This window comes from Thiobacter subterraneus, from assembly GCF_055379455.1.
Map to the genome: position 1 here is coordinate 1,194,219 of NZ_AP042402.1, position 26,620 is coordinate 1,220,838.

A 26,620-nucleotide genomic window follows, 5' to 3' on the forward strand; every position below is an offset into this window, starting at 1 on the left:
GACCCCGTCTGGATGGCAAGTGGTTGACGGAAAAGACCCTTTTGCGGGAGAGGCACGAACGGCAGCCCCCGAATGTTAGCACCGGGCCCCTGCTTTTGAAACGCATCCTTAAGAAATCCCCCGGCAGGCCGTTGTTTTCTACTGCCCCGCGTGGCGGGGCGCTGGGCACCCCATGCGAAGATTCCTCCTTTCCGGACTGCGGCTCAAACTGGTGGCCATCACCCTGGCCGCGGTGGTGCTCGCCTTCACCGTCCTGGGCGGCTGGCGGGCGGCCCAGGAAAAGCAACGCCTGGAGGCGGACATCGCCCGCTCGGGACAGGAGCGGGCGGCCCTCCTTGCCGAGGCCGTGGCCAACCTGGTGGTGGGCTATGACTACTCCAACATGGAGTCTTTGGCCGAACGCATCGTGCGCCAGGCGGACGTGCACCAGGTGGTGATTCGTGACCGCCATGGCAAGACCATGGTGCTGCGCAACCGCCCCACCCTGCCGGACGACCCCATGCTCACCTTCAAGGTGCCGGTCCTGTTCGGCGGGAATCCAGTGGGTGAGGTGGAGCTCGCCGTCTCCCTGGCCCGTCTCGACCAGGAAATAGCCCGCCTGTATCGCGACGTGCTGCTGGAGCAGCTCCTGTTCGCCCTGTTCCTGGGGCTCGTCATATACCTCGGCGCCTCGCGCCTGATCGTGCGCCCGGTGACCCGCCTGAGCCGCCACATGCAGGCCGTGGCCGACCAGCCGGAGGCGGCGCCCCTTCCGGAGCCGGGCAGCCACGACGAGATCGGGGAACTCGCCCGGGTCTTCAACCAGCTCCAGACCCGCGTGCGCGAGACCCAGCAGCGTCTGCGGGAGAAGATCGACCTGGCCGGCACGGCGCTGATGAAGACCAACGAGCAGTTGCAGGCCCGCACCCAGGAGCTGGAAGAGCGCACCCGCGAGCTGGAGAAGGCCCTGGCCCTGGTGGAGAAACTGGCCGTTACCGACAGCCTCACCGAACTCAGGAACCGCCGCTATTTCGACGACAGCCTGGCCGCCGCCTTCGCCCGCGCCCAGCGCTTCGGGGAAACGGTCTGCCTGGTGCTGGCCGACGTGGACCATTTCAAGCACATCAATGACAGCCACGGCCACGCTGCGGGCGATGCCGTGCTGCAGGCACTGGCCTCCCTTTTTCGCAACCGGGTGCGTGATACCGACGTGGTGGCCCGCCTGGGCGGAGACGAGTTCGCCTTTCTGCTCTACCGCACCCCGCTGCAGGAAGCCCGGGTGTTCTGCGATGACCTGCTCCAGCTCGTGGCGGGATTGCGCTTCGGTTTCCAGGGACAGCCGCTGGAAGTGAGCCTGTCCATCGGCTATGCCTGCAGCGACCGCCAGACCCACAGCGTGGAAGCCCTCTACGGCGCCGCCGACGAGGCCCTCTACGAAGCCAAGCGCCGCGGCCGGGCCCAGGCCGTGGGCTATCCCTTCACCGCCCCAACCATCCAGGAGGCCAGCCCGTGAAGCATTCAGCCAGGACCCGCCTGCCCCGCTTCGTCCTCGCTTTCGTACTCGCCCTGGCGGTCGGGCCGAGCCGTGCCGCCGAACCCGAAACCCTCTATCTGGGTTCCGTGGCCATGGACACGCCCGCGGAAATGGTGCGCCGGCTCACGCCCCTGGCGGACTATCTCAGTCGCCGCACCGGTCTGCGCATCGAGTTCCGGGCCTCCCCGGACCTGGGTTCCGCCGTGAAGGAGCTGGGGCGCGACTTCACCCAGATCGCCTACCTCACGCCGGTGGCCTATCTGGAGGCACGGGAGCAGTACAACGCTCAGCCCCTGGTGGCGCCCCTCACCCGCGGCAAGTCCACCTTCACCCTGGTGATCGCCGCCCGTGCCGACAGTCCCTACCGCCGCACGGCGGATCTGCGTGGCAAGCGCTTCGCCTTTGGCGACCCCAAGGCGCTGCTGCAGCGCGCGGTGATGGTGGAAAGCGGCATCCGCCTGGAGGAATTCGGCGGCTACGAATTCCTGCGGCACTACGACAACATCGCCAAGGCGGTGCTCAACCGGGATTTCGACGCCGGCATTCTCAAGGACACTGTCTTCGAGGAATACGAGCCGCGCGGTCTGCGCCGCCTGTATACCTCGCCGCCCCTGCCCTCCTACCTGTTCGCCGTGAGCGAGCGGCTGCCGCCGGCCACCGTGGCCAGGCTGCGGCAAGCCTTCCTCGAACTCAAGGCGGACAATCCCCAGCACAGGGCCATCCTGCGCGAGCTGGATGCCAACTACGAGGGCTTCGAGCCGGTGCAAGACCGGGATTACGACCTCATCCGGCGCATGATCGCACCCTTCCGGACGCAGTGAGAAAAAAACGCGCTGGAGATGATCCCCAGCGCGTTTTTCGTGTGACCCGACCGGCCGGACACCGCCCGGCCAAGGCGTCAGTAAAGTTTGGGCGGCAGCATCTGGCTGCGCAGCCGCTTGTAGTGGCGCTTGATCGCTGCTGCCATCTTGCGCTTGCGCTCGGCCGTGGGCTTTTCGTAATACTCGCGGGCGCGCAGCTCCGTGAGCAGGCCGCTCTTCTCGATGGTGCGCTTGAAGCGGCGCAGGGCCACGTCAAAGGGCTCGTTTTCTTTCACACGTACGACAGGCATCAAACCACCTCGGCTGGAATTCGGTAAAACCGCAATGCTAGCAACAAACGGGGCGCCAGACAAGGCGCGCCGGGGTACAATCCGCCCCCATGCGCGTACTGGGCATCGAGACCTCCTGCGACGAGACCGGCCTGGCCGTCTATGACACGGCCCGCGGCCTGCTCGCCCACGCCCTGCACTCCCAGGTGCGCATGCACGAGGAGTACGGCGGCGTGGTGCCGGAGCTTGCCTCCCGCGACCACATCCGGCGCGTGCTGCCGCTCGCCCGCCAGGTGCTGGACCGGGCCGGGCTCGCCCCCGCCGACCTGGACGCCATTGCCTACACGGAGGGCCCGGGCCTGGCCGGGGCGCTGCTGGTGGGGGCCGCAGTGGCCTGCGGCCTGGGCTTCGCCCTGAACCGCCCGGTGGTGGGCGTGCACCATCTGGAGGGCCACCTGCTCGCCCCGCTCCTGGAACCCGAGCCGCCGGATTTTCCCTTCGTCGCCCTGCTGGTCTCCGGCGGTCACACCCAGCTCATGGCCGTGGAGGGCGTGGGCCGCTACCGGCTTTTGGGTGAGACCCTGGACGATGCGGCGGGAGAAGCCTTCGACAAGACCGCCAAGCTCCTGGGTCTGGGCTATCCCGGCGGGCCGGCGCTGGCCCGGCTGGCCGCGCAGGGGCAGCCGGGGCGGATCCGCCTGCCCCGCCCCATGCTCCACAGCGGCGATCTGGACTTCAGTTTCAGCGGGCTCAAGACGGCGGTACTGCAATGGACCCGCGACCACGTGCTGGATGACGTCCTGCGCGCGGATCTCGCCGCGGAAGTGCAGGAAGCCATCACGGAAGTGCTCGCCAGCAAGGCCCTGGCAGCGCTGGCAGCCACCGGCATGGAACGCCTGGTGGTGGCAGGCGGCGTGGGGGCCAATGCCCGCCTGCGGGAACGGCTGGGTGCCGCAGTGCAGGAAGCCGGCGTGCGGGTGTTTTATCCGCGGCTGGAGTTCTGCACCGACAACGGCGCCATGATCGCCTTCGCCGGTGCCATGCGGCTTGCCGAAGCCCGGCGGGGCTATGGCTTCGGCGTGCGTCCGCGCTGGGATCTGGCGAGCCTGCAGCCCCCCGCCTAGGGGCGGCCGTGGAGGCGGCCCACCCATTCCAGGAGCCAGCTGCTGCCGGTGAGCCGCGCCACCTCGTCCGGATAGAAGATGACGGCGTAGATGACACCCAACAGGAGCAGCAGCAGGAGGTGGCCGAACAGCCCCTCCGGCTTGAGCACCCCCCAATAGCGCATGGCGAGGAACATGAGATCCTTCTTGTGCTCGGACATGCGCCGGTAGCGCCGGAACCACGCCACCACCACGTACACCCCGTAGCCCCCCGCCAGCGCCACGAACACCGCCCGGAACACGCCGAACATGTCCATGGTGCCTCCGAGCACGCGGTGGTATATCAGGGACAGCCAGCCCATGACGAAGGCGGCGGCCACTGCGATCAGGACGTTGGCGATGAGCCGGCGCCGCTCCCGCGCCAGGTCCCGCTGACGCTGCAGGAAGAAGCCGTCGATTTCCTGCTTGAGATATTCCACCTTGTCCTGCACCAGGCTGGCGATCTCCTGCCGGGCCAGGGCGATGCGTGCATCCAGCGTGGCCCCCAGCCGCTCCGCCGCATAGTCCACCAGTTCCTTCACGTCGGTCTTGGTGAACTGGCGCTGGTTGTGGAGTTCCTCCGAGATTTTCTCCAGCTTGCTGTCCACCTCGCGACTGGCGCCCAGGACGATTTCGCGCAGTTCCCGGCTGGCAAGGGCAATGCCTGTCTGCAGGGTGTCGCCCAGTTTCTCGCCGGCCCTGTCGATGGCATGCTCCGCGACCTTTTCCAGGCTCTCGCGGGCATAGTCCATTTCCTTCTCGAACCAGGCCATGGTGGACTTAGGCGCTCATTCCGGCGGCATGTCCTGGGGGCGCGGCGCGGGCTTGCCGAAGCCCGCCTCCTCGCCCCGCAGCAGCTTGCGGATGTTGCTGCGGTGACGCCACACGAGCAGCACCGAAAGCAGGATCACCATGCCCACGAAGACGGGAGGCACCCAGAGAGCCGCGTAGAGGGGGGCGAGCAGCGCCGCCACCAGGGCAGACAGGGAGGAGATGCGAAACATGGCGAAGGTGAGCAGCCAGGTGGCCGCCACGCTCAAGCCGAGCCAGCCATTCACGGCCAGCAGGACACCGAAGGCAGTGGCCACCCCCTTGCCGCCGCGGAAGCCGAAGAAAACCGGAAACAGATGCCCGAGGAAGACCGCGATGCCCGCGCCCGCCACCACGGTCGCCGGCAGTTCCCAGGCCGGGCCGTAGTTTAGCGCCACGGCCATCACCAGCCAGCCCTTGACGGCATCGCCGACGAGGGTCAGCAGGGCGGCGGCACGCCGTCCGGTGCGCAGCACGTTGGTGGCACCGGGATTGCCCGAACCGTAGGAACGGGGATCCGGCAGCCCGAACAGGCGGCTGACGATGACGGCGAAGGACAGGGAACCTACCAGGTAGGCGCCCAGGAGCAAGGCTATCGGGGCCATGACAAAACCGGCTAAAATGCGGGACTTTTTGATTTTACTTTAGTTTTCCCGTGGACATCATCTTCCTGCACGACTTCCGGCTGGAGCTTCTGATCGGCATCTATCCCTGGGAGCGCCACATGCCCCAGACGGTGCAGATCGACCTGGACATCGGCCTGCCTTCCAGCCGCGCGGGAGAAACCGACCGCATCGACGACACCATTGACTACGGGGCTGTCGTGGCGCGCCTGAGGGAAAGCCTCGCCCAGCGCCATTTCGATTTGCTGGAAGCCCTGGCGGAGCACATCGCCCACATCGTGCGCCACGAGTTCGGTGCGCCCTGGGTGCGAGTCACCGTCACCAAGCTGGGCATGCTCAAAGACATCCGCCGCGTGGGCCTCACCATCGAACGGGGCACCCGCCCTGCTTGCTGATCCAGCCGTGGAATACGCCTTCGCCGCCGCCATCCTGCTCGCGGCCTATTTCGTGCGCGGCATTTCCGGCTTCGGCTCCGGCTTGGTCGCCGTGCCGCTGTTGGCACTGACCTTCCCCCTCACCCAGGTGGTGCCCTTCATGCTGCTCATGGATCTCACCGCCTCGGCCATCCTGGGCCAGGCCAATCGCCGCCTGGTGCGCTGGGGCGAGCTGACCCCCCTCGCGCCGGGCAGCGTGATCGGCGTGGTGCTGGGTGCCACCCTGCTGCTCGCCCTGGACCGGCAGGCGCTGCTCACCACCCTGGGGCTCTTGGTCATCCTGTTCGCCCTGCGCAGTCTGCTCGCCCTGCAGGACGGCCGGCCCATCTCGCGGCTTTGGGCATTCCCGGCAAGCTTCATTGGCGGCACGGTGAGCGCCCTGTTCGGCACCGGCGGGCCACCCTACGTGATCTACCTGAGCCATCGCCTGCGCGACAAGTCGGCATTCCGCGCCACCACCTCGGCGCTGTTTTTGCTGGAAGGTGCCCTGCGCGCTCTGGTGTTCGCCGCCAGCGGCCTGATCCAGCCCCGGGTGCTTGCAGGCTACGTGCTTGCCCTCCCGCTCATGGGGCTGGGGCTTTGGGCCGGCAGCCGGGTGCATGTGGGATTGAGCAATGCCCAGATGATGCGCGTCATCGGCGGCCTGCTGCTCTTGAGCGGTTTCGCCCTGCTCTGGAAGGCCGGCCACTGACCGGGCTGCCTAGCCGCGGGGATGATGGCGCGCATGGAGCTGCTTCATGCGCTCCCGTGCCACGTGGGTGTAGATCTGGGTGGTGGAAATGTCGGCGTGTCCCAGCAGCATTTGCACCACGCGCAGGTCGGCGCCGTGGTTGAGCAGATGGGTGGCGAAGGCATGGCGCAGGGTGTGGGGCGACAGCGGCCGCTGAATGCCCGCGCGGCGGGCGTAACGCTTGATGAGCGTCCAGAACATCTGGCGCGTCATGGGGCCGCCGCGCGCAGTGACGAACACCGCATCCGATGCCTGCTGTCCCAGCAGTGCTCCCCGCGCGCCCCCCAGGTAGCGCGTGAGCCAGTCGGCCGCCACCTCGCCCAGGGGCACCAGCCGCTCCTTCGAGCCCTTGCCCATGACCCGCACCACACCGGCCTCCAGACTGAGCTCATTGAGTCTCAGTCCCACCAGCTCGCTCACGCGCAGGCCGGTGGCGTAGAGGGTTTCGAGCATGGCGCGGTCGCGCAGGCCGAGGGGGGTGGTGACATCCGGCGCCGCCAGGAGCGCTTCCACTTCCGCCTCGCTCAGACTCTTGGGCAGGGCGCGCGGCAGCCGGGGCCGCTCCACCTGCAGGGTGGGATCGGCCTGGATGCGTCCCTGACGCAGGAGATATTGGTAGAAACGGCGCACGCTGGAGAGCAGCCGGCCGGTGCTGCTGGCCTTCATGTGGGGCGCCTGATCGGCCAGGAAGGCGAGCAGCTCGGCGCGGTGCAGAGTCTCCAGGCTGCCGCCGCGGTCCGCCAGCCAGGCGGCCAGCTTGGCCAGGTCCCGCCGGTAGGCGGCGAGCGTGTTGCGGGAAAGCCCTTCCTCCAGCCACAGGCTGTCGCAGAATTCGTCCAGCACCGCCTCGGTGGCGGCGGATTCCGCAATGGGTTCAGGCCGCGCCGCGCTCATGGCGCAACAGCCACGCCTTGATGGCGAGGGCGGAGCCGCCGGTGCGGTTCATGAAACCGCCGGGGCCGGCGCGCGCCACCACCCGGTGACAGGGAATCACCAGGGGAATCGGATTGGCGCCACAGGCCTGCCCCACGGCCCGGGCGCTGGAACCCAATGCCTGCGCCAGCGCCCCATAGGTGGTGACGCAGCCCACGGGCAGGCGCGCCAGCGCCTGCCATACCCGGCGCTGGAAGGGCGTGCCGCCCGGGTCCACGGGCAGGTCGAACACGTGGCGGGCATCCCGCAGATAGGCCCCGATCTCCTCCGCCACGCGCGCCGCGAAAGGGTCCTGCGGGGAAACGAGGGGGGTGTCGTGGGCCAGAAAGTCGATGGCAGTGAGCCGCTGCCCCCGGGTACGAATGCCAAGGGTGCCAAAGGGGGCGGCGATCACGGCCTGATAGTCCCCGCTCATGGCGCGCGCTTTCCGCTGCGCTTGCCGGCGGGCGCACGGGGCGGCGCGCCGGCGGGCGGTTTGCCCGCGGGCGCGCGCTGGCTGGCCATGCGCTGCTGGAAAGTCAGTGCTTCCTCACGCAGGCCGGCCCGTTCCAGGTTCGCCGCCGCGCTGCGCACGGCCTGGGCGGTGATGGCATCCGGTGTGGCAGGATCCGCGGCCAGGGCCGCCTGCACCGCGTAATCCGCGGCCAGATCGAAACGGCCGGCCTGTTCCCCATAGCGGGCGGCCGCGAGCCAGCCCAGCCGCCGCCGGCCCTCGGGCAGCTCCTCGGCGGCGGCCGCGGCGAAGCGCATGCCCTCCTCCACGTTCGACGGTCCATCCCCCCAGGGATGGTGCGCCAGGAGCTGCACCGCCGTCTCCGTGCGCCCCGCCTCCACCAGGGAAGCGAACAGGCGCCGGCGGGCCGTCTCACGGGTGGCCGGCTGGGCCCCCGCCTGGGCGAGATAGGCATAGACGGCGCGCGCCTCCAGGGCCTCGACGGGCGCGAGGCCCGCCGCCACCGCGAGCCAGGAGGCATCGTCCCCCTGAAGGAGCTGGGCGCGGTTGCCCGTGGCCTCGCCCAGCGCGAGGTAGGCCTGCCAGAGCTCGGGCAGAAGCCTATGCCACCCTGCTGCCACCTGCCGCTCCAGAGCATCCAGACGTAGGGCGGCATCACCCCGGCGTTGCGCGGCATCCGCCAGCACACGCAGCCAGTCGAGGGCGGCGGGCTGGCCGGCGAGCGCGGCCTGGGCGCGGCTTTGCGCAGTCTCGGGCGGAAGGAGCCCGGCCGCCAGGGCCAGGGCGGTCGCCGTGGCCCCATTGGGGTCCAGGTCCCGTGCCCAGGTGAGGGCCTCCACGGCCCGGCCTTCCGCCAGCAGGCCGTCCACGAACTCCGCCGCCACCTCCCGCGCCAGGGGCGCAAAGTCCTGCTGGTAGCGCAGCATGGCCCGGTAGGCTTCCTCCGGACGGTGGTCGGCGAGCCAGGAACGGATCACCAGCCGCCGGGCCCACTGGTGATTCTCGAAGGAAAGGGGAAAGCGCCACAAAAGCTCGGCCAGCCGCACCCGGGCCGCGCGGCCCTGGCCGCGCTCCAGATGGGCCCAGGCGGCATGACCCAGGGCCTTCTGGCGCAGCTCGTCGGGGACGCCGGCCGGCAGGGCCGCCACCCGCTGCAGCAGGGCGTCGGGCTGGTTGGTCAGGGACAGGAGGGTGAGACGCAGGGATTCCCACTGCGCCCAGCCCGGTGCGCGGGCATCGGCCGGCTGGTCACGTTCCACCCGGGCCAGCGCCAACCGGGGCAGGCCGTTTTGCAGCAACTGTTGGGCCGTGGCCAGGGAATCGGCCGGCGCCGCCGGGGAAACCAGCAAAAGGAGGCAGGCCAGGACGCGGCGCGAGAGGAGCATTGCCATCCGGGCCATTCTAAGCCGGGCGAGGCACGGGCGCAAAAGACAACGGGCGCCCGCGGCGCCCGTGGTCCCCTGCCGCGCGCCCGGCGCGCTGGATACCGCCCTTACTCGGCAGCCGCCTCGCGGTTCTTGGCGGAGAGCTTTTCCTTGATGCGCGCCGACTTGCCGGAACGCTCGCGCAGGTAGTAGAGCTTGGCCCGCGCCACGTCGCCCTTGCGCTTGACCTCGATGGCGGCCACCGCCGGCGAGTAGGTCTGGAAGGTGCGCTCCACGCCTTCGCCCGAGGAGATCTTGCGCACGATGAAGGAGGAATTGAGGCCGCGGTTGCGCTTGGCGATCACCACGCCCTCGAAGGCCTGCAGGCGCTCCCGGTTGCCTTCCTTCACCTTCACCTGCACCACCACGGTGTCGCCCGGGGCGAAATCGGGAATGGTCTTGCCCAGGCGGGCGATTTCTTCCGCTTCGATCTGCTGGATGAGGTTCATGCTCTTGCTCCTTGTTTCCTGTTCCGTATTTCCCGACCGCGTCTCCCGGCGTCCGCCTTCAGGCGTCCCCGTCGATGGCGCGTTCCCGTTGCAATTCCTGCCAAAGCCGCGCTTCCTCCGGGCTCAGGGGATGCTCCCTGAGCCAGCGGGCGAACAGGTCCGGCCGCCGCTCCCAGGTGCGCAGCATGGCTTCCTTCAACCGCCACAGCCGGATGCGTTCGTGATGCCCGGACAGCAGCACCGGCGGCACCGGCATGCCCCGATACACCTCCGGCCGGGTGTAATGGGGATGATCCAGCAGTCCGTGCACGAAGGACTCCTGCTGCACCGAGTCCGCATCCCCCACTGCGCCCGGCAGCTGGCGCACCACCGCGTCGATCAGCACCATGGCCGCCAGCTCGCCGCCCGACAGCACGTAATCACCGATGGACAGCTCTTCGTCCACCTGGCGCTGGATGAGGCGTTCATCCACGCCCTCGTAGCGCCCGCACAGCAGGATCAGGCCGGGCTCCCCCGCAAGCGCCACCACCCGCCGGTGATCCAGCACCGCGCCCTGGGGCGAGAGGTAGATCACCCGGCTGTGGGCAATGCCCGCGTCCCGCTGGGCGTCCCGGGCCGCCTCGATGGCCGCCTCCAGCGGCTCGGCCAGCATCACCATGCCCGGTCCGCCGCCGTAGGGCCGGTCGTCCACCGTCCGGTAGGCATCCGTGGTGAAATCCCGGGGATTCCACAGATGCAGGCGGTACAGCCCCTGCTCCAGGGCGCGGGCGGTAATCCCCTGCTTCGCCACCGCATCGAACATGGGCGGGAACAGGGTGACCACGTCGAAACGCGGTTTAATAGTCCACCCCCCAGTCCACGCGGATGATGCCCTCCGCCAGGTCCACGTCCAGGATCACCTGGCGGATGAAGGGGATCAACCGTTCCCGCTCCCCCTGCACCACCAGCACGTCGTTGGCGCCGGTTTCCATCAGTTCCCGCACGGTGCCCAGGCTTGTGCCTTCGGTGTTGACCACCGTGAGGCCGATCAGATCGACCCAGTAGTATTCGTCCTCACCGGTGCTGGGCAACGCCCCGCGCGGCACCACCACCCATTGCCCCTTGAGGCGCGCCGCCTGGTCCCGGTCGTCGATGCCCGCAAGCTTGGCCAGCACCTGCGCGCCATGCACCCTGCTCTGCACCACCTCGTGCTCGGCATAGGGGGCCTCCCTGCCGAGCCACCAGCGCCCGTAACGGGTCAGGCTGGCGGGCGTTTCCGTGTAGGGATGGACCTTGATCCATCCCAGCACGCCGAACGGGCCGGTCACCCGGCCCATCACCACCCACTTCTCGTCAGGCGGCGTTCTTGATGAGTTTGGCAACGGTGTCGCTGAGCTTGGCGCCCACGCTTTGCCAGTAGGCCACCCGCTCCTTGTCGATGCGCAGGGACTCGGTGCCTTCGGGCGCGACGGGGTTGTAGAACCCCACGCGCTCGATGAAATTGCCGTCGCGGCGGCGCCGGGAATCGGTGACCACCACGTTGTAAAAGGGGCGCTTCTTCGCACCGCCCCGGGAAAGTCGGATCACTACCATATCGTTTTCGCCTGGATGGGGAACGGAAAAGAGCGGGATTCTAGGGGGTTTTCCGTTTTCCCGCAAGCGCTTGGCCCAAGCCCGCCGGGCGCGGGCCCGTCCCCGGCGGGACGGTTGGGTGAGACCGGGATGGGATATAGTGGCGCCATGAGCGATACGACCATGCCTCCCATCACCGGCCTCATTCTCGCCGGGGGTGAAGGGCGCCGCATGGGCGGCCAGGACAAGGGACTCGTGCTGCTGCGCGGCCGCCCCCTCGCGGAGTGGGTGCTCACACGGATCCGGCCCCAGGTGAGTGAGGTGCTCATTTCCGCCAACCGCAACCTGGAGGCCTACGCCGCCCTGGGCCACCCCGTGCTCAGGGACCGCACCGAGGGTTTCGTGGGCCCCCTGGCGGGCATCGCCCGCGGTCTGCTGGAAACCCGCCATCCTTTCCTCCTCGCGGTGCCCTGTGACACACCCTTTCTGCCGGACGACCTGGTGGCGCGCCTGTATGCCGCCCTGGTGCGCGAACAAGCGGAGCTGGCGGTGCCCCTCGCAGCGGGACGCACCCAGCATGCCGTCTGCCTCATGCGCACGGAGGTGGGCGCCAGTCTCGCCGCCTATCTGGCGCGGGGCGGGCGCAAGGTGCAGGACTGGCAGGCGGGACTGAAACGCGCAGTGGTGGATTTCGGCGACGAGGCGGCCTTCTTCGTCAACATCAACCGGCCGGAGCAGCTTGCGGCCCTGGAAGGACGGCCCCGCCCGGACTGATTCAGCCGCGCCGGTCCAGCAGGGCGCGCACCTCCCGGGCGATGTGCAGCTCCTCGTTGGTGCGGATCACCAGCAGGGTCACGGGTGCACCCGCCTGACTGATGACGGCCACTTCTCCGGCGGCAGACTCATTGGCCGCCGCGTCGAGGACGATGCCCAGCCCTTCCAGCCCCGCGCAGGCCGCCGCGCGCACCGGCGCGGCGTTCTCGCCCACCCCCGCGGTGAACACCACCGCATCCACCCGGCCCAGCACGGCACAATAGGCGCCGATGTACTTGCGAATGCGGTAGGCGTACACCTCCACGGCAAGCTGCGCTGCCCCGTCGCCGGCTTCTGCCCGGGCCAGGATCTCCCGCATGTCGTTGACCCCCGTCAGGCCCTTCAGGCCGCACTCGTGATTGAGGGCGTAATCGAGTCCCTCCCAGCCCATGCCGGTGACGCGCTCCATGTGCAGGGGCAGCGCCGGATCCAGATCGCCGCTGCGGGTACCCATCACCAACCCTTCCAGGGGCGTGAAGCCCATGGAGGTGTCCACCGAACGGCCGGCGCGAATGGCGCAGGCGGAGGCGCCGTTGCCCAGATGCAGGGTGATCAGGTTGAGGGCATCGAGAGGCCGCCCCAGGTGGGCCGCCGCCCGCTGCGCCACGTATTCATGGGACAGACCATGGAAGCCATAGCGCCGCACCTGGTGCCGGCAGTACCAGTCCTCCGGTACGGCATAACGGTAGGCATGGGGGGGCAGGGTGTGATGGAAGGCCGTGTCGAAGGCCGCCACCTGGGGCACGGCGGGCCAGGCCTCGCCGGCCAGCCGGATCCCCAGCAGATTGGCGGGATTGTGCAGGGGGGCCAGCACCGCGAGGGCCTCGATCTCCGCCTGCACTTGGGGCTCGATGCGCACCGCGCCATGGAAGCGTTCGCCGCCGTGGACCACCCGGTGGCCGATGGCCATCAGGGGATGGGCCGCCCCGCCGTCCAGGGCGGCGCGCATGTGGGCAAAGGCTTCCCGGTGGGTGGGCGCGGCCACGTCGTGTTCCATGCGGCTGGTCACGCCCGCGCCGTTATAGCGCAGATGCCGGTGATGGGGCTTCTCCTCGCCGATGCGCTCCACGATGCCCTCGGCCAGCAGGGCTTCGCTGTCGCCATGGAACAGACGGTACTTGAGGGAGGAGCTGCCGCAGTTGAGCACCAGGATCGCGTGTCCTGTCATGGCGTCACATCCGTCAACCCGGCCAGTGCCAGTCTGCGATTTCCGGGGCGTCCACCCCATGTTCCAGGGCGTACTGCCGGTGGGCGAACTGCAGGTCGCGCATGCGTTGCTTGACGTGGGCGCCGGTCACCGCCAGGCGCGGCACACGGTCGATGACATCGATCACCAGGCTGAAGCGGTCGATCTCGTTGAGCATGGCCAGTTCCAGTGGGGTGTTGATGCTGCCCTTCTCCTTGTAGCCCCGCACGTGCAGATTGGGATGGTTGCGGCGGCGGTAGGCCAGGCGGTGGATGAGCCAGGGATAACCGTGGAAGTTGAAGATGATGGGCTTGTCCGTGGTGAACAGGCTGTCGAAGTCCCGGTCGCTCAAACCGTGGGGATGCTCCGTGCGGGGCGTGAGGGTGAACAGGTCCACCACGTTCACGAAGCGGATGGATAGATCCGGGAAATGTTCCCGCAGCAGCGCCGTGGCGGCCAGGGCCTCCTGGGTGGGAATGTCGCCGCAGGAAGCCATCACCACCTCCGGCTCGGCGCCGGCATCGGTGCTCGCCCACTCCCAGATGCCAATACCCTGGGCGCAATGGCGGATGGCGGCATCCGCATCCAGATACTGCAGGTGCTTCTGCTTGTCGGCAACGATGACATTGATGCGATTGGTGGTCTGCAGACAGTGGTGCGCCACGGCCAGCAGGCAGTTGGCGTCGGGCGGCAGATAGATGCGCACCACCTGCGGGCTCTTGGTCACCACCACATCGAGAAACCCCGGATCCTGATGGGTGAAGCCGTTGTGGTCCTGACGCCAGACGGTGGAAGTGATGAGCAGGTTGAGCGAGGACACCGGCGCGCGCCAGGGCAGATCGGCGGCGATGTCCAGCCACTTGGCGTGCTGGTTGAACATGGAATCGATGACATGGGCAAAGGCTTCGTAGGTGGACAGCAAGCCATGCCGCCCGGTAAGCAGGTAGCCCTCCAGCCAGCCCTCCAGGGTGTGCTCGGAAAGCATCTCCATCACCCGGCCGTCCGGTGCCAGCTCCCCGCCGTCCCCATCCTCCGGGCGCAGTTCCAGCCACATCTTCTTGGCCGCCTCGAAGACTGCGTCCAGCCGGTTGGAGCGGGTCTCGTCCGGGCCGAACAGGCGAAAGTTGTCCGGGTTCGCACGCATCACGTCGCGCAGGAAGGCCCCCAGGGGGCGTGTGGTCTCCGCGCGCACTCCGCCGGGACGGGGCACCGTCACGCTGTACGCGCGCAGGTCCGGCAGGCGCAGCACCCGGCGCAGTCGGCCGCCGTTGGCATGGGGATTGGCGCTCATGCGCCGCTCGCCCCGGGGCGCCAGGGCCTTGAGCTCCGCACGCAGGCGGCCCTGACCGTCGAACAGCTCCTCCGGCCGATAGCTCCGAAGCCAGCTCTCCAGTTGGGCCAGCCGTTCCGGGTGCTCGCGCACGCCGGTCAAGGGCACCTGGTGTGCGCGCCAGTAGCCTTCCACGCGATGGCCGTCCACCGCCCGCGGGCCGGTCCAGCCCTTGGGGCTGCGCAGCACCAGCATGGGCCAGCGCGGCCGCGTCACGGGTCCGCCTGCGCGCGCCTCGTGTTGGATCGCGCGGATCTCCAGCACACAGCGTTCCAGGGCCACCGCCATGGCGCGGTGCATGGTCATGGGGTCGTCCCCCTCCACAAAATGGGGCGTCCAGCCGTAACCCGTGAGCAGCGCCGCCAGTTCCCCGTGGCTGATGCGGGCGAGCACGGTGGGATTGTCGATCTTGTAGCCGTTGAGGTGAAGCAGGGGCAGCACCGCCCCGTCGCGCACCGGATTCAGGAACTTGTTGCCATGCCACGCGGTGGCCAGGGGCCCGGTCTCCGCCTCGCCGTCCCCCACGGCCACCGCCACCAACAGGTCCGGATTGTCGAAGGCCGCACCGAAGGCATGGGACAGGCTGTAACCCAGCTCGCCCCCTTCGTGGATGGAGCCCGGCATCTCCGGTGTGCAGTGGCTGCCCACCCCGCCTGGAAAGGAAAACGCGCGGAACAGGCGGCGCAGGCCCTCCTCGTCCTCGGACCGGTCCGAATACAGTTCGGAATAGGTGCCCTCCAGATAGACCGGCGCCAGCACCCCGGGCGCGCCGTGCCCGGGGCCGGCGAGGAAGATGGCGTTGAGGTCGTATTTGAGGATGAGGCGGTTGAGGTGCACATACATGAAGGCAAGCCCCGGGCTCGATCCCCAATGCCCCAGCAGCCGCTCCTTGACGTGCTCGGGTCGCAGGGGCTCGCGCAGCAAAGGATTGTCGCGCAGGTAGATCATGCCCGCGGCGAGATAGTTGCAGGCACGCCAGTAGGCATCGAGCCTCGCGAGCTCGGCATCCGAAGGTGGCGAAACGTCAGGCATCGGGCTGGACATGGAAACCTCCGGGAAGAAAGGGAAAGCCTACGGCAGCCGGCTGACGGCACGATGACAGCCTGACTTCAAGAATAGGCGGGCGGCCGGTGGCAGGCCAGCTTCAGGCAATGAGCTCGTCGAGCAGTTCCACCCAGTGGCTCACGGGCAGGCGTGTGCCACTTTGCAGATGCAGGAGGCAGCCAATGTTGGCGGTGACGATGCGTGCCGGGTGGCCGCTTTCCAGCGCCGCCACCTTGCGCGCCAGCAGTTGTTGCGACAAGGCCTTCTGCAGGATGGAGTAGGTCCCCGCCGAGCCGCAGCACAAATGGCCCTCGGGTGCCGGCGCGAGTTTCACGCCCGCGCCTTCAAGAATGCGTTCCAGCAGTCCCCTCAGCTTTTGTCCATGCTGCAGGGTACAGGGGGTGTGGACCGCGACGGCACCCACCTGCTCCGCCTTGCTCCCCTTGACCAGGGGGGCCAGGCGCTCCGCCTCCCCCAGCACCACCTCGGAGACATCGCAGGTGAGCGCCGAGATGCGGCGCGCCCGCTCGGCATAGCGTGGATCGTCACGCAGGTAGTGGCCGTAGTCGCGCACCATCACGCCACAGCCACTGGCGGTCATGACGATGGCCTCCACACCCGCTTCCACGTGGGGCCACCAGGCATCGATGTTGGCGCGCATGTAATCCCGCGCCTCGTCCTGGGCATTGAGATGGAAGGAGAGTGCGCCGCAGCAGCCGGCTTCCGGTGCCTCCACCAGGCTGATGCCCAGCCGGTCCAGCACCCGCGCGGCGGCGGCGTTGATGTTGGGTGCCAGTGCCGGTTGCACGCAGCCCGCCAGCACCAGCATGCGCCGGGCACGGCGCGCGGCCGGCCAGGCGCCGGCAGGCCGCGGCTCGGGAATCTGCCGCCTCAGGGAGGCAGGCAGCAGGGGACGCAGGCTGCGCCCCAGGGTGAGCAGCGGGGCGAAGCGGCGCCGCTTGGCCAGCACGTAACGCAGCAGGCGCCGTTCCATGCGTGCGGCGGGACTGCGCCCCACCCGTTGTTCCGCCAGATGGCGGCCGATGTCCAGCAGCCTGCCGTAGGCCACGCCCGAGGGGCAGGTGGTCTCGCAGGCGCGGCAGGTCAGGCAGCGGTCCAGATGCAGCAGCGTCTTTTCCGAGGCCGGCTCGCCCTCCAGCATGCGTTTCATGAGATAGATGCGCCCGCGGGGACTGTCCAGCTCGTCGCCCAACAGCTGGTAGGTGGGACAGGTGGCCAGGCAGAAACCGCAGTGCACACAGGTGCGCAGGATGCGGTCGGCCTCCCGGCCTTCCGGCGTGTCGCGGATGAAATCGGCGAGCTGGGTCTGCATGGTCGTCCTGGTTTACCGGTGCCCGGGCTGCGGCGCGGCGCAAGGCGCGCGCTCAGAATTCCCCATACATGCGCCCCGGGTTGAGGATGCCATGGGGATCGAAGGCCTGCTTGACCCGCTTGTGCAGGGCGAGCAGGGGCGCAGGCAGCGGCGTGAACACCGGGCCTTCCTTGCGCGGGGCGCGAAACAGGGTGGCATGTCCGCCCGCGGCGCGGGCGGCGGCGCGCACCGTGGCGGCATCGGCATCGGTGAACACCCAGCGCAGCGCACCGCCCCATTCCACGAGCTGCTTGCCCGGCAGATCCAGGGGTCGGGTGGAAGGCAGGGAGATGCGCCAGAGGGGACGCGCATCGCGGAAGAAATTGGCGCTGTGTTCGCGGATGCCGCGCCAGAAGGCCTCCCCCGCCGCCAGCACCTGCCCGCCCAGTCGCGCCTGCGCGGCGCGCACCGCGGCCTGCGCCCCCGACAGGCGCACCGTGAGCACGTGATCGTGATAGCAGGTGGCGGAAATGGGCAGGGGTTCGCCGGCCCAGCGGTTCATGGCGACCAGGGCCGCGTCCGCGTCCATCTCCAGCTGCAGCGTGACCTCCGCCGCAGGCCGTGGCAACACCTTGAGGGAGACTTCCAGGATCAGGCCCAGGGTGCCCAGGGAGCCCGTCACCAGACGGGAGACGTCATAACCGGCGACGTTCTTCATCACCTGCCCGCCGAAGCGCAGGATATCGCCGCGCCCGTCCATGAGCACCACCCCCAGCACGAAGTCGCGCACCGCGCCGGTATAGGGCCGGCGCGGACCCGACAGCCCCGCCGCGACACAACCGCCCAGGGTGGCGCGGGGGCCGAAATGGGGGGGCTCGAAGGCCAGCATCTGGTTGCGCGCCGCCAGCACCGCCTCGATCTCGGAGAGCGGCGTGCCCGCGCGCGCGGTGATCACCAGTTCCTCCGGCGCGTAATCCACCACGCCCGTGTAGCGGGTGGTATCCAGCACCTCCCCCCGCGGCACGCCGCCGTAGAAGTCCTTGGAGCCGGAACCGCGGATGCGCACCGGCCGCCGCCGCTTCGCGGCCTGCCGGATGGCTTCGGAGAATTGCTCGCGCAGGTCGTTCACCTCAGCTTCGACCCTTTCCCACCCGGAGGACGTCCCACTGCTGCCTGCCATCCGGGTCCCTGGCCCACGATTTCTGTGCACTTCCCGGTGCCATGCGTCAAAACCTTGGAATGTCCGGAAACTTGAGCTGCCCGCCATGGACGTGCATGGCGCCGAATTCGGCGCAGCGGTGCAGGGTGGGCACGGCCTTGCCCGGATTGAGCAACCCCCGGGCATCCCAGGCCTGCTTGATGGCATGGAACAGCGCGAGCTCCCGGGACTGGAACTGCACGCACATCTGGTCGATCTTCTCGACGCCGACGCCATGCTCGCCGGTGATGGTGCCGCCCGCTTCTACGCAGGCTTCCAGGATTCTGGCCCCGAAGGCTTCCGCGCGCGCGAGCTCGCCCGGCTTGTTGGCATCGTAGAGGATGAGGGGGTGGAGATTGCCGTCGCCGGCGTGGAAGACATTGGCCACCGCCAGCCCGTACTCCCGCGACAGGGCCGCAATCCGTGCCAGCACCTCGGGCAGGCGTTTGCGGGGAATGGTGCCGTCCATGCAGTAGTAGTCGGGGGAGATGCGCCCCACGGCGGGGAAGGCGGCCTTGCGTCCCGCCCACAGGCGCAGCCGCTCCGCCTCGTCCCGGGCCTCGCGCAGGCGGGTGGCGCCGGCCGCCGCCAAAATTTCGCGCACCTTCGCCATTTCCTCCGCCACTTCGGCCTCAGTGCCGTCCAGCTCGCACAAGAGGATGGCCTCCACGTCCAGGGGATAGCCGGCATGCACGAAATCCTCCGCGGCGTGGATGGCCGGCCGGTCCATCATTTCCAGGCCGGCGGGAATGATGCCCGCGGCGATGATGGCCCCCACCGCCGCGCCGGCCCGTTCCACGTCGTCGAAGCCGGCCATGATCACCCGGGCACGCTCGGGCCGGGGCAAAAGCTTCACCGTGACCTGGGTGATCACGCCCAGCATGCCCTCGCTGCCGGTCATCAGGGCGAGAAAGTCGTAACCCGGTGCATCCAGCGCCTCGGAGCCGATCTCCAGCACTTCGCCCTCGATGGTGATCACGCGCAGGGCCAGGATGTTGTGCACCGTGAGTCCGTATTTCAGGCAATGCACGCCGCCGGAGTTCTCCGCCACGTTGCCGCCGATGGAACAGGCGATCTGGCTGGAAGGGTCCGGGGCATAGTAGAGACCGTAGGGGGCGACCGCTTCCGAGATGGCCAGATTGCGCACCCCGGGCTCCACGCGTGCGAGGCGGGCCAGGGGATCGATGTGGAGGATGCGGTTGAAGCGGGCCAGGGAGAGCAGCACGCCCTCCTCGTGGGGCAGGGCGCCGCCCGACAGGCCGGTGCCCGAACCACGCGCCACCACCGGCACGCCTTCCTCGTGGCAGGCGCGCAGGATTTGCCGCACCTGTTCTTCCGTCTCGGGGATGGCCACCATCATGGGCAGCCGCCGGAAGGCCGTGAGGCCGTCGGTCTCGTAGGGCGCCACATCCTCCCGCTCGGTGAGCAGCGCCCCGGGCGGCAGGATCTCGCGCAGGCGCTTGTGGATGCGGTCGGATTTCACGGCACGGGACTTTCGGCAGGCCACACAAGGAACCCGGGGAAACCGCCGCCTCCCCGGTGTGCCCTGCGTTTTAGGAAGCGGTTCGCAAGCGATTGTACACTGTGGCCAGCCCCTGCTCGTCGCCCACATTGCCCGGGAAGATCACCACAGGAATGTCCGGCAAATGGGGATGGTCGGGCGGCGTGAGCACCACCGAGCAGCCCGGCAGGATCTGGCCGACGATGCGCGCGGCGGCAAGTTTCAGGCCCTTGGACAGCATGTCGTTGGAAGTGATGCCCCCCTTGCTCACGATGTAGCCGATGGTGGGCGGCAGGCGGTGCACCACGGCCATGAGAAAATCCGAGACCTGCTCCCCGAAGCGCAGGCGCGCCGCAGTGTCCGGAAACTGGCGCTCGGTGCGCGAGGTATAGACCACCGGCGTGGCACCCGTGCCATGGGCCCGGGTCACCTGCGCCACCACCTGCTCCAGCAGGGTGTCGTGGCGCTCCGGCAGCAGGTTCACGTCCACTTCCACCGGCACGATGCCCGGCTGACGCAGGAGCGCCTGCAGCTGCTCGGTGGTCTTCTTCACGTGGGAGCCCACCACCACGATGCCCGGCCGGCCGGGCTTCACGTAGGTACCCATGCGCTCCGGGGGCACCGGCTGCGGCGGCAGGCGGGTGAGCGCGGTGAGCCAGCTTGCCGCGCTGCGGAACAGGAAGCGCTTGCCGTGTTCCACCGCGGCGAGCACTTCATCGGCGAACATGTTGAGGTCTTCCTGGCGCTCGGCATCCACCACACAGCAGGCATTGTCGTTGAGCGCCATGAGCTTGTCGTAGGTGGCACCGGTGCGGATCTCCTCCAGGGGGAAATGCACCACCTCATCGGCGCGGATGCGGCCGTGGGTTTTTTCCTCCACGTAGGCCGGCAGGTAACTGTGCTGGTAGCCGAACACCGAATCCCGGGCGAACTCCGTCTCGTGGGCCGGCACTGCCTTGTCCCCCACGCGCACGTAATGGATGCCGCGCACCGTGAAGCGCCCGCCCTCGAAGAAGGCGGGAATCAGGAAATGGGCGTCGAAGGGCCCCAGCACCCGCGCCATCACATCCGTCTCGACGGGATAGTGGCCGCGCAGGGTGGAATCGGAACGGGACACGTAAAGCACGGGACGCTCGAAGCCTGCCAGCACCTCTTTCAGGTTGTGACACACCTCCCAGGTGACCGCCGCCGCCTGCTCCGCATCCATGGCGCGGGTGTTGGTGAGGATGAAGAAAATGGGCGAGGCATCCCCGAGTCCCAGGCGCAGAGTGTCCGCATCCCAGCGCGTGAGCAGCAGGCAGCTGTGCACGGTCTGGGAACCGGTGGGGTCGTCGTCCAGAACGATGATCTTTGGTTGCATGTCGGTTCACCACCCGAAGCCAGGAGGCCCGGGGAAAAAGCGTTCGCCTGCCGCCGCGGCGCTTGGTTCAGCCCAGCAGCTCCACCGCCCGCCTGGCCATCGCCTCCCCATTCAGGCTGTTGAAGTCCAGCAGCTGGTCGGGGCCGGCGGCCGTCTCGCCGCGTTTCCAGCAGTATACGTCACGCATCATGGCGGCGCTGCGCAGCAGCAGAGGCTCCAGCATGGCACCCGGCCCGCCGGAAACCCCCAGCAGCACATCGCCGTGGAACAGCTCGTCGAAGCGTTCCCGGCTCATGAACACACCGTCGGGCTGGGCCACCGTCTCCCAGGCCACATCGGTGGGGCGGTACAGCCGGCGGGGATTGACCACGGCCACGATGCGCGAGCCGATGCCCTGCTCCTTCAGTCTGCGCGCGGCCTCGAACACAGGCAGCAGCACCATGTCGCCGGTGACAGCGAACACCACCATGCCCCGCCCCGGGGTTTCCTGCAGCACGATGGCACCTTCCTCGACCGCCCGCCGCCCCTGTTCCAGGGTCGTGCGCACCGGCAGCGGCGATTTGGAGGCCGTGATGATGATGCCCTTGTTGTATTGGTTCAGCGCCCATTCGTAGCAGACCTGGATCATGTTGGCGTCCACCGGGAACAGGGGATAGACGTTGCCGTTGCGCATCATGGCGGCGAAATAGGCTTCGATCTCCGGCCGCTGGTGGGTCCAGCCGTTGCGCCCCTGCTCCAGCGCCCCGGCGGTGAACAGGGCCACCGCCGCCGGCGTGCGGCGCCGCAGCTCGGCCATGGCCTGGGTCACGGTCTGCCAGATGGGCAGGCCGTTGATGGCGAAGGATTCATAGGAGCACCACAGGGCGCGCCCGCCGAACAGGGCGATCGCCGCCGCGAGTCCCGCACAGGCATCCTCGTTGAGGGGTTCGTACACCTGGCCGGCCGGCCCCTGGAAGTAGAGGTCGTCCTGGGTGGGATGGCGGATGATCAGGGCCTTGTTGATGTTGGCCATGCCCGAGGCCTCGTTGCCGTCGGCATTGGTGACGATGAACCGGGCATCTTTCTTCCCCACCGCGGCCACCAACTCGCCGAAGGCGGTGGTGGGCACCTTGTTTTCGCTGCCGGGTTTGGTCTCGTGCAGGGGCAGCTTGCCCAGGGCCGGCAGCTTCAGCTCGAACTCGGTCACCACGGTCTTCACCGCCGGGCCGCCACCCGCATGGCGGAAGTTTTCCCGCACCACCCGCCAGGCCTGGGGCGGCAGCGCCCGGCGCTGAAGCGCGCTCTTCACGTCCTCGCTCTCCAGCGTGTGGTGTGCGTAGAGATTGTGGGATTTGGCGCCCAGGGCATGCACGCCCGCGCCCTTGAGCTGCTTGACGATGAGCGCGGTCATCTCGCCGTTCATGGCGTAGTCCGCCGCCACCTTGGCGGCACGCAGCAGAAAGCCCACGAATTCCAGCCGGCGCTGCCAGGAGAACTTGGTGCTGTCCACGTATTCCCCCGGCTGGTTGGCGTCGTCGAAGTCCTTGGCGTTGACGATATAGACATGCCGGAAGCCGTGGGCATGCCAGTAGTCCAGCATGCGCTCGTTGTCCCAGGTGGAACACATGCTGTGATGTTCCTGGGAATAGCCGTTCCAGATCAGGATGGGCAGGAAGTTGGTGATGTCCGGGTAGGCGGTGTTGAAGTGCTGGAAGGCACTCATGATGTAGGGTTCACCCAAACCGCCGTCGCCGATGGTCACGGGGAACAGCTTGTCCCGGTGCAGGTAGGCGCCGGCCAGCGCGAAGTGCTGGCCCTGGCCAAGGGGGCCGGCGGGCGCCAGCAACCCCGGAATGGCACCCGAGAGATGCCCCAGCAGACCGTGCATCTCGCGGAAGCGCGCGCGCATGTCCGCCACCGTCCTGATCCCCATTTCCTCCAGCGAGGTGTCGAGGAACATGGCGCTGTAAAAGCCGGGCGCGTGATGACCCACCTCGGTGACGATGTTGGTATGTCCCAGCATCACCATGGCGGCGTAGGCTTCGGCGGAACTGGCGAAGCCGCCGGGATGGCCGGAGGACTTGGACCCGGTCACCTGCAGGGTGAGGTAGCGCAGCGCATCCGCCGCAAGCAGGGTCTGGTACACCGCGTGGGGGTCGTTGGGATCGGTGACGGCGGGCACGCCCTCCCCCAGCACGGGCCGGGCGGCAAAGGTGTCCAGGTCAGGCAGGGTGTCGGCGAAATACTGGATGCCCTGGCAGAAGGCGGGGATCTGGTCGCCCGCGGGCGAGTGGGCAGCGCGCATGGTGTTCTCCCGGTTGTTTCACATTGCAAAATCACGATTTGCGTTGTGAAAATGATAACAGCCGACCGGCAAAAGTCAACGCGCGCCCCACGGGCGCGCGGGCGGGAAAGGCGGCGCGCAGGAATCAGTCGAGGTGGTCGTAACAGCGCAGGGTGAGGAATTCCTCGAAGCGGTCGTCCTCCAGCAGCTCCAGGTAAAGCCGGGCGGCGAGCTCGAAGCGGCCGGCAGCGAAGCGCGCTTCGCCCAGGCTGGCACGGATGCGATCCAGGGCCTCCGGCATCAGGGACCGGACGAGATCCAGGGTGATCTTTTCCCCGTCCTGGAAACGTCCCAGAGGGCTTCTGATCCAGTGCCACAGCTGGGCCCGGGAAATTTCCGCCGTGGCGGCGTCCTCCATCAGGTGATGGATGGGCACCGCCCCGTGGCCGGCCAGCCAGGCGCCCATGTAGTGCACGGGCACCTCGATGTTGGTGAGCAGGCCGTGGCGGGTGATGGGCCCCTGGGGCCCGAAGGCCAGCAGGTCCGCGGCGCTCACGTTGACGTCGTCGCGCTGGCGCCGGATCTGGTTGGGCTGGGGCATGAGGCGGTCGAATACCTCGCGCGCCACCGGCACCAGCCCCGGATGGGCGACCCAGGTGCCGTCGTGGCCGTCGATGGCCTCGCGCTCCTTGTCGTGGCGCACCTTGGCCAGGGCCGCCTCGTTGGCGGCGGGGTCGTCCCGGATGGGAATCTGCGCCGCCATGCCACCCATGGCATGGGCGCCCCGGCGGTGGCAGGTCTTCACCGTGAGCAGGGAATAGGCGCGCATGAAGGGAACGGTCATAGTGATGAGGGCGCGATCGGCCAGGATGAAGCCGGGCCGTCTCCGGTATTTCTTGATGACGCTGAAGATGTAGTCCCAGCGCCCGCAGTTGAGGCCCGCGCTGTGCGCCCGCAGCTCGTTGAGGATCTCGTCCATCTCGAAGGCGGCGGGCAGGGTCTCGATGAGCACCGTGGCCTTGATGGCGCCCCGGGGCAGCTCCAGCGTGGCCTCGGCGAAATCGAACACGTCCTTCCACAGCCGCGCCTCCAGATGGCTCTCCAGCTTGGGCAGGTAGAAGCAGGGGGTCCTGCCCTGGGCCAGCAGGGGTTTCGCGTTGTGGAACAGAAACAGTCCGAAGTCGAACAGGCTGGCGGAAATGGGGGCCCCGTCCACGGTGACGTGCTTCTCCACCAGATGCCAGCCCCGCGGGCGCACGAACAGCAGGGCGGGCTGCGGCCCCAGCCGGTATTCCCGCCCTTCCGGGCTCACGTACTCGATGCGGCCGGCCACCGCATCCCGCATGTTGACCTGCCCCTGCATGACGTTGGCCCAGGTGGGCGCGAGGGCGTCCTCGAAGTCCGCCATGAAAACCTTTGCGCCGGAATTGAGGGCGTTGATCACCATCTTGCGGTCGCCCGCGGGGCCCGTGATCTCCACCCGCCGGTCGGCCAGCCAGTCCGGCAGGGGTTCCACGCTCCACTCTGCCTCCCGCAGCGGGGCCGTCTCCGGCAGGAAGTCGGGATCCTCCCCCGCATCGAAGCGGGCCTGCCGCTCGGCGCGGGCATTGAGCAGCGCCTCGCGCCGGGTCTCGAAACGGCGGTGCAGGGCTTCCAGGAAATCCAGGGCGCCTTCGGTGAGGATGTCCTGCCACGGCTCGGCGCGGGCGCCCGTGAGCTCGATGCCGGTGGTGGGTTGCGCGTGTCGTTGCATGGGGCCTCCTTGGTTCCTTGTCCCAATATAGGCCACGTCATCCACCCCGCGCTGATATAATCCCGCATGGTCCATTGGGCCGGCGCATGCTTGGGGTCCCCGCCGGGGCACCGCCAATGCAGGGGGCCATGGAGGCCCTGCGTGCCTCCGCGGCGATCGCGCGCCCTCCCGCGCCCTGACGGACGATCCAGAACAACGACGCAACTTTCGACCATCTGACCCTTGCCACAGCACACCATGCACCCTACACCCCGCCGACGCCCTTGCCGCACCCTGGCCCTGCTCGTGGGACTGGCCACCCTGCTGCCCCATACCGCGCTGGCCGCGGGCAGCAGTGCCACCGCCCTGCACCTCGCCTGGATCGCCCTGCTGCTCATGAGTGCCAAGCTTTCCAGCCTGGTGGAACGCTTTGGCCAGCCCGCCGTGGTGGGTGAGCTGCTGGCCGGCATCCTCCTCGGCAACCTGGCGTTGGTGGGCATCACCGGGCTGGAGGCCGCACGCCACGACGAGGTGCTCAAGTTTCTGGCGGAGTTCGGGGTGATCGTCCTGCTGTTCCAGATCGGCCTGGAATCCGACGTGCACACCATGCGCAAGGTGGGCTGGCGCGCCTTCCTGGTGGCCTGCGTGGGGGTGGCCGCCCCCTTCGCCCTGGGTGTGTTGCTGGGACCCTATCTGTTCCCGGACATGGATTTCAACGGCCATCTGTTCCTGGGCGCCACCCTCACCGCCACCAGCGTGGGCGTGACCGCGCGCGTGTTCAAGGACATGAATGCCCTCAAGTCGCCGGAGGCGCAGATCGTGCTGGGGGCGGCAGTGATCGACGACGTGATCGGTCTGATCATCCTGGCGGTGGTGTCGGGCATCGTCACCACGGGCAGCGTAAGCCTGCTGGACGTGGGCTGGATCATCCTCAAGGCCATCCTGTTCCTGGCCGGAGCGGTGATCATCGGCCAGCGCCTCGCCCCCCTCATGAGCCGCGGCTTCGCCCGCATCCACACCGGGGTGGGCATGAAATTCGCCGTGGCCATCAGTACCTGCCTGGTGCTGGCCTGGCTGGCGGCCGAGATCGGACTGGCCCCCATCGTCGGCGCCTTCGCCGCGGGCCTGGTTCTGGACGAGGTGATCTTCCGGGATTACGACCAGCTTGAAGTGGTGCCGGAGGTGCGGGCCGCCCTGGATGGTGCGCCCCAGGACGTGCACCAGCGCGTATCCCGCGTGCTGGAAAAACATGCGCGCCACCATCTGGAAAGTCTCACCATACCGGTGGCCAATCTGTTCGTGCCCCTCTTTTTCGTCTACACGGGCATGCAGGTGGATCTCACCACCCTCGCCGACTGGCATACCCTGCTCGTGGCGCTGGCGGTCACCGGCATCGCCTTCGCGGGCAAGCTGGTGTCAGGCCTGGCGGCAGGCAAGGCCAACCGCTGGCTGGTGGGGTGGGGCATGGCCCCGCGGGGCGAGGTGGGCCTCATCTTCGCCGTGGTGGGCAGCCAGCTGGGCGTGGTCTCGAAGGAGGAATTCTCGGTGGTGGTGATCATGGTCATGCTCACCACCCTGCTCACCCCCATGATCCTGGCGCTCCTCATCCGGCGCCAGCAGCGGCGCGCGTCTTAGGGAATCCCCCCTTCGCCGCGCATGCGCCGGGGCCGGGCCTCCACGGCCCGCTTTCGCACCTGGGCGGCGGGCCGGGCCGCCTGCAACCAGGGC

At 68.5% G+C, this 26,620-nt stretch carries 25 protein-coding genes; 7 read left to right on the top strand and 18 right to left on the bottom strand.

Annotated features, from left to right (window positions below; all coding sequences use genetic code 11):
• Positions 1 to 172: 172 nt before the first annotated feature.
• Together ACZ42P_RS05960 and ACZ42P_RS05965 are read left to right on the top strand one after the other, a co-directional pair.
• The gene (locus ACZ42P_RS05960; protein ID WP_464899164.1) at positions 173 to 1,492 is read left to right on the top strand and encodes a GGDEF domain-containing protein; all 1,320 of its coding nucleotides are present in this window, start codon (positions 173 to 175) and stop codon (positions 1,490 to 1,492) included.
• Entirely contained in the window at positions 1,489 to 2,334 is an 846-nt protein-coding gene (locus ACZ42P_RS05965; protein WP_464899165.1) for a PhnD/SsuA/transferrin family substrate-binding protein, read from the top strand. The genes ACZ42P_RS05960 and ACZ42P_RS05965 overlap by 4 nt, the downstream gene beginning before the upstream one ends.
• Positions 2,335 to 2,411: 77 nt before the next feature.
• Here the strand turns inward: ACZ42P_RS05965 and rpsU are convergent, their stop codons facing one another.
• Positions 2,412 to 2,624, bottom strand: coding sequence for a 30S ribosomal protein S21 (rpsU, locus tag ACZ42P_RS05970; protein ID WP_347307970.1), 213 nt, complete (start codon positions 2,622 to 2,624; stop codon positions 2,412 to 2,414).
• Positions 2,625 to 2,713: 89 nt separating this feature from the next.
• Between rpsU and tsaD the strand changes: the two genes are divergently transcribed.
• Positions 2,714 to 3,727, top strand: coding sequence for a tRNA (adenosine(37)-N6)-threonylcarbamoyltransferase complex transferase subunit TsaD (tsaD, locus tag ACZ42P_RS05975; protein ID WP_464899166.1), 1,014 nt, complete (start codon positions 2,714 to 2,716; stop codon positions 3,725 to 3,727).
• On the opposite strand, the gene ACZ42P_RS05980 is transcribed toward tsaD, so the two are convergent.
• Together ACZ42P_RS05980 and plsY are read right to left on the bottom strand one after the other, a co-directional pair.
• Positions 3,724 to 4,518: a hypothetical protein gene (locus ACZ42P_RS05980; RefSeq protein WP_464899167.1), complete on the bottom strand. Its 795-nt coding sequence runs from the start codon at positions 4,516 to 4,518 to the stop codon at positions 3,724 to 3,726. The two genes, tsaD and ACZ42P_RS05980, sit on opposite strands and share 4 nt — an antisense overlap.
• Before the next feature lie 15 nt (positions 4,519 to 4,533).
• Positions 4,534 to 5,160, bottom strand: coding sequence for a glycerol-3-phosphate 1-O-acyltransferase PlsY (plsY, locus tag ACZ42P_RS05985; protein WP_464899168.1), 627 nt, complete (start codon positions 5,158 to 5,160; stop codon positions 4,534 to 4,536).
• A gap of 50 nt (positions 5,161 to 5,210) precedes the next feature.
• Here plsY and ACZ42P_RS05990 point away from each other — a divergent pair, with 50 nt between their 5' ends.
• Positions 5,211 to 5,573 carry a dihydroneopterin aldolase gene (locus ACZ42P_RS05990; RefSeq protein WP_464899169.1) on the top strand — a complete coding sequence of 121 codons (363 nt, stop codon included), beginning with the start codon at positions 5,211 to 5,213 and terminating at the stop codon, positions 5,571 to 5,573.
• Between the two features lie 7 nt (positions 5,574 to 5,580).
• Positions 5,581 to 6,303, top strand: a complete 723-nt coding sequence (locus ACZ42P_RS05995) for a sulfite exporter TauE/SafE family protein (RefSeq protein WP_464899170.1) — start codon at positions 5,581 to 5,583, stop codon at positions 6,301 to 6,303.
• A gap of 9 nt (positions 6,304 to 6,312) precedes the next feature.
• On the opposite strand, the gene xerD is transcribed toward ACZ42P_RS05995, so the two are convergent.
• From xerD to rpsP, 7 genes are all read right to left on the bottom strand, one after another.
• The gene (xerD, locus tag ACZ42P_RS06000) at positions 6,313 to 7,236 is read right to left on the bottom strand and encodes a site-specific tyrosine recombinase XerD (RefSeq protein WP_464899171.1); all 924 of its coding nucleotides are present in this window, start codon (positions 7,234 to 7,236) and stop codon (positions 6,313 to 6,315) included.
• Positions 7,217 to 7,690 carry a methylated-DNA--[protein]-cysteine S-methyltransferase gene (locus ACZ42P_RS06005; RefSeq protein ID WP_464899172.1) on the bottom strand — a complete coding sequence of 158 codons (474 nt, stop codon included), beginning with the start codon at positions 7,688 to 7,690 and terminating at the stop codon, positions 7,217 to 7,219. Before ACZ42P_RS06005 ends, xerD begins: the two co-directional genes overlap by 20 nt.
• Positions 7,687 to 9,120 (bottom strand): hypothetical protein, encoded by a 1,434-nt coding sequence (locus ACZ42P_RS06010; RefSeq protein ID WP_464899173.1) that lies wholly within the window; start codon positions 9,118 to 9,120, stop codon positions 7,687 to 7,689. Before ACZ42P_RS06010 ends, ACZ42P_RS06005 begins: the two co-directional genes overlap by 4 nt.
• 101 nt (positions 9,121 to 9,221) lie before the next feature.
• Positions 9,222 to 9,602: a 50S ribosomal protein L19 gene (gene rplS / locus ACZ42P_RS06015; RefSeq protein ID WP_464899174.1), complete on the bottom strand. Its 381-nt coding sequence runs from the start codon at positions 9,600 to 9,602 to the stop codon at positions 9,222 to 9,224.
• Between the two features lie 58 nt (positions 9,603 to 9,660).
• Positions 9,661 to 10,443 carry a tRNA (guanosine(37)-N1)-methyltransferase TrmD gene (gene trmD / locus ACZ42P_RS06020; protein ID WP_464899373.1) on the bottom strand — a complete coding sequence of 261 codons (783 nt, stop codon included), beginning with the start codon at positions 10,441 to 10,443 and terminating at the stop codon, positions 9,661 to 9,663.
• A complete protein-coding gene (rimM, locus tag ACZ42P_RS06025; RefSeq protein WP_464899175.1) occupies positions 10,439 to 10,918 on the bottom strand; it encodes a ribosome maturation factor RimM in 480 nt (159 codons plus the stop codon). Before rimM ends, trmD begins: the two co-directional genes overlap by 5 nt.
• Positions 10,919 to 10,934: 16 nt before the next feature.
• Complete coding sequence (rpsP, locus tag ACZ42P_RS06030) at positions 10,935 to 11,174, bottom strand: 30S ribosomal protein S16 (RefSeq protein ID WP_464899176.1); 240 nt, start codon at positions 11,172 to 11,174, stop codon at positions 10,935 to 10,937.
• 147 nt (positions 11,175 to 11,321) lie between these two features.
• Between rpsP and mobA the strand changes: the two genes are divergently transcribed.
• Positions 11,322 to 11,927, top strand: a complete 606-nt coding sequence (mobA, locus tag ACZ42P_RS06035) for a molybdenum cofactor guanylyltransferase MobA (RefSeq protein WP_464899177.1) — start codon at positions 11,322 to 11,324, stop codon at positions 11,925 to 11,927.
• 1 nt (position 11,928) lies between these two features.
• Here mobA and ACZ42P_RS06040 read toward each other — a convergent pair whose 3' ends face one another.
• The 8 genes from ACZ42P_RS06040 to aceB all read right to left on the bottom strand — a co-directional run bounded on the left by ACZ42P_RS06040 (position 11,929) and on the right by aceB (position 24,913).
• On the bottom strand, positions 11,929 to 13,134 hold the full coding sequence (locus ACZ42P_RS06040) for an acetate/propionate family kinase (protein ID WP_464899178.1): 1,206 nt from the start codon (positions 13,132 to 13,134) through the stop codon (positions 11,929 to 11,931).
• 13 nt (positions 13,135 to 13,147) lie between these two features.
• Complete coding sequence (locus ACZ42P_RS06045) at positions 13,148 to 15,526, bottom strand: phosphoketolase family protein (protein ID WP_464899179.1); 2,379 nt, start codon at positions 15,524 to 15,526, stop codon at positions 13,148 to 13,150.
• A gap of 100 nt (positions 15,527 to 15,626) precedes the next feature.
• The gene (glcF, locus tag ACZ42P_RS06050; RefSeq protein WP_464899180.1) at positions 15,627 to 16,859 is read right to left on the bottom strand and encodes a glycolate oxidase subunit GlcF; all 1,233 of its coding nucleotides are present in this window, start codon (positions 16,857 to 16,859) and stop codon (positions 15,627 to 15,629) included.
• A 52-nt stretch (positions 16,860 to 16,911) separates the two neighbouring features.
• Positions 16,912 to 18,018 (bottom strand): glycolate oxidase subunit GlcE, encoded by a 1,107-nt coding sequence (gene glcE, locus ACZ42P_RS06055; RefSeq protein WP_464899181.1) that lies wholly within the window; start codon positions 18,016 to 18,018, stop codon positions 16,912 to 16,914.
• A gap of 46 nt (positions 18,019 to 18,064) precedes the next feature.
• On the bottom strand, positions 18,065 to 19,648 hold the full coding sequence (locus tag ACZ42P_RS06060; RefSeq protein WP_464899182.1) for an FAD-linked oxidase C-terminal domain-containing protein: 1,584 nt from the start codon (positions 19,646 to 19,648) through the stop codon (positions 18,065 to 18,067).
• Positions 19,590 to 20,897, bottom strand: a complete 1,308-nt coding sequence (locus ACZ42P_RS06065; RefSeq protein WP_464899183.1) for a four-carbon acid sugar kinase family protein — start codon at positions 20,895 to 20,897, stop codon at positions 19,590 to 19,592. Before ACZ42P_RS06065 ends, ACZ42P_RS06060 begins: the two co-directional genes overlap by 59 nt.
• 67 nt (positions 20,898 to 20,964) lie before the next feature.
• Positions 20,965 to 23,181: a phosphoketolase family protein gene (locus ACZ42P_RS06070; protein WP_464899184.1), complete on the bottom strand. Its 2,217-nt coding sequence runs from the start codon at positions 23,179 to 23,181 to the stop codon at positions 20,965 to 20,967.
• A gap of 124 nt (positions 23,182 to 23,305) precedes the next feature.
• Entirely contained in the window at positions 23,306 to 24,913 is a 1,608-nt protein-coding gene (gene aceB, locus ACZ42P_RS06075; RefSeq protein ID WP_464899185.1) for a malate synthase A, read from the bottom strand.
• A 237-nt stretch (positions 24,914 to 25,150) separates the two neighbouring features.
• Here aceB and ACZ42P_RS06080 point away from each other — a divergent pair, with 237 nt between their 5' ends.
• Positions 25,151 to 26,527: a cation:proton antiporter gene (locus tag ACZ42P_RS06080; RefSeq protein ID WP_464899186.1), complete on the top strand. Its 1,377-nt coding sequence runs from the start codon at positions 25,151 to 25,153 to the stop codon at positions 26,525 to 26,527.
• Positions 26,528 to 26,620 lie beyond the last annotated feature (93 nt).

Excerpts from the sequence above, each read along its gene's own strand:
- glcF (WP_464899180.1), bottom strand. The coding sequence starts at position 16,859 with ATGCAGACCCAGCTCGCCGATTTCATCCGCGACACGCCGGAAGGCCGG.
- ACZ42P_RS05980 (WP_464899167.1), bottom strand. The coding sequence starts at position 4,518 with ATGGCCTGGTTCGAGAAGGAAATGGACTATGCCCGCGAGAGCCTGGAA.
- ACZ42P_RS06010 (WP_464899173.1), bottom strand. The coding sequence starts at position 9,120 with ATGGCAATGCTCCTCTCGCGCCGCGTCCTGGCCTGCCTCCTTTTGCTG.
- rplS (WP_464899174.1), bottom strand. The coding sequence starts at position 9,602 with ATGAACCTCATCCAGCAGATCGAAGCGGAAGAAATCGCCCGCCTGGGC.
- ACZ42P_RS06060 (WP_464899182.1), bottom strand. The coding sequence starts at position 19,648 with ATGTGGGCGACGAGCAGGGGCTGGCCACAGTGTACAATCGCTTGCGAA.
- ACZ42P_RS06070 (WP_464899184.1), bottom strand. The coding sequence starts at position 23,181 with ATGCGCGCTGCCCACTCGCCCGCGGGCGACCAGATCCCCGCCTTCTGC.
- rpsU (WP_347307970.1), bottom strand. The coding sequence starts at position 2,624 with ATGCCTGTCGTACGTGTGAAAGAAAACGAGCCCTTTGACGTGGCCCTG.
- rpsP (WP_464899176.1), bottom strand. The coding sequence starts at position 11,174 with ATGGTAGTGATCCGACTTTCCCGGGGCGGTGCGAAGAAGCGCCCCTTT.
- tsaD (WP_464899166.1), top strand. The coding sequence starts at position 2,714 with ATGCGCGTACTGGGCATCGAGACCTCCTGCGACGAGACCGGCCTGGCC.
- ACZ42P_RS06065 (WP_464899183.1), bottom strand. The coding sequence starts at position 20,897 with ATGCAACCAAAGATCATCGTTCTGGACGACGACCCCACCGGTTCCCAG.
- ACZ42P_RS06005 (WP_464899172.1), bottom strand. The coding sequence starts at position 7,690 with ATGAGCGGGGACTATCAGGCCGTGATCGCCGCCCCCTTTGGCACCCTT.
- ACZ42P_RS06040 (WP_464899178.1), bottom strand. The coding sequence starts at position 13,134 with ATGACAGGACACGCGATCCTGGTGCTCAACTGCGGCAGCTCCTCCCTC.
- plsY (WP_464899168.1), bottom strand. The coding sequence starts at position 5,160 with ATGGCCCCGATAGCCTTGCTCCTGGGCGCCTACCTGGTAGGTTCCCTG.
- xerD (WP_464899171.1), bottom strand. The coding sequence starts at position 7,236 with ATGAGCGCGGCGCGGCCTGAACCCATTGCGGAATCCGCCGCCACCGAG.
- aceB (WP_464899185.1), bottom strand. The coding sequence starts at position 24,913 with ATGCAACGACACGCGCAACCCACCACCGGCATCGAGCTCACGGGCGCC.
- rimM (WP_464899175.1), bottom strand. The coding sequence starts at position 10,918 with ATGGGCCGGGTGACCGGCCCGTTCGGCGTGCTGGGATGGATCAAGGTC.
- glcE (WP_464899181.1), bottom strand. The coding sequence starts at position 18,018 with ATGGCAGGCAGCAGTGGGACGTCCTCCGGGTGGGAAAGGGTCGAAGCT.
- ACZ42P_RS06080 (WP_464899186.1), top strand. The coding sequence starts at position 25,151 with ATGCACCCTACACCCCGCCGACGCCCTTGCCGCACCCTGGCCCTGCTC.
- ACZ42P_RS06045 (WP_464899179.1), bottom strand. The coding sequence starts at position 15,526 with ATGTCCAGCCCGATGCCTGACGTTTCGCCACCTTCGGATGCCGAGCTC.
- mobA (WP_464899177.1), top strand. The coding sequence starts at position 11,322 with ATGAGCGATACGACCATGCCTCCCATCACCGGCCTCATTCTCGCCGGG.
- ACZ42P_RS05960 (WP_464899164.1), top strand. The coding sequence starts at position 173 with ATGCGAAGATTCCTCCTTTCCGGACTGCGGCTCAAACTGGTGGCCATC.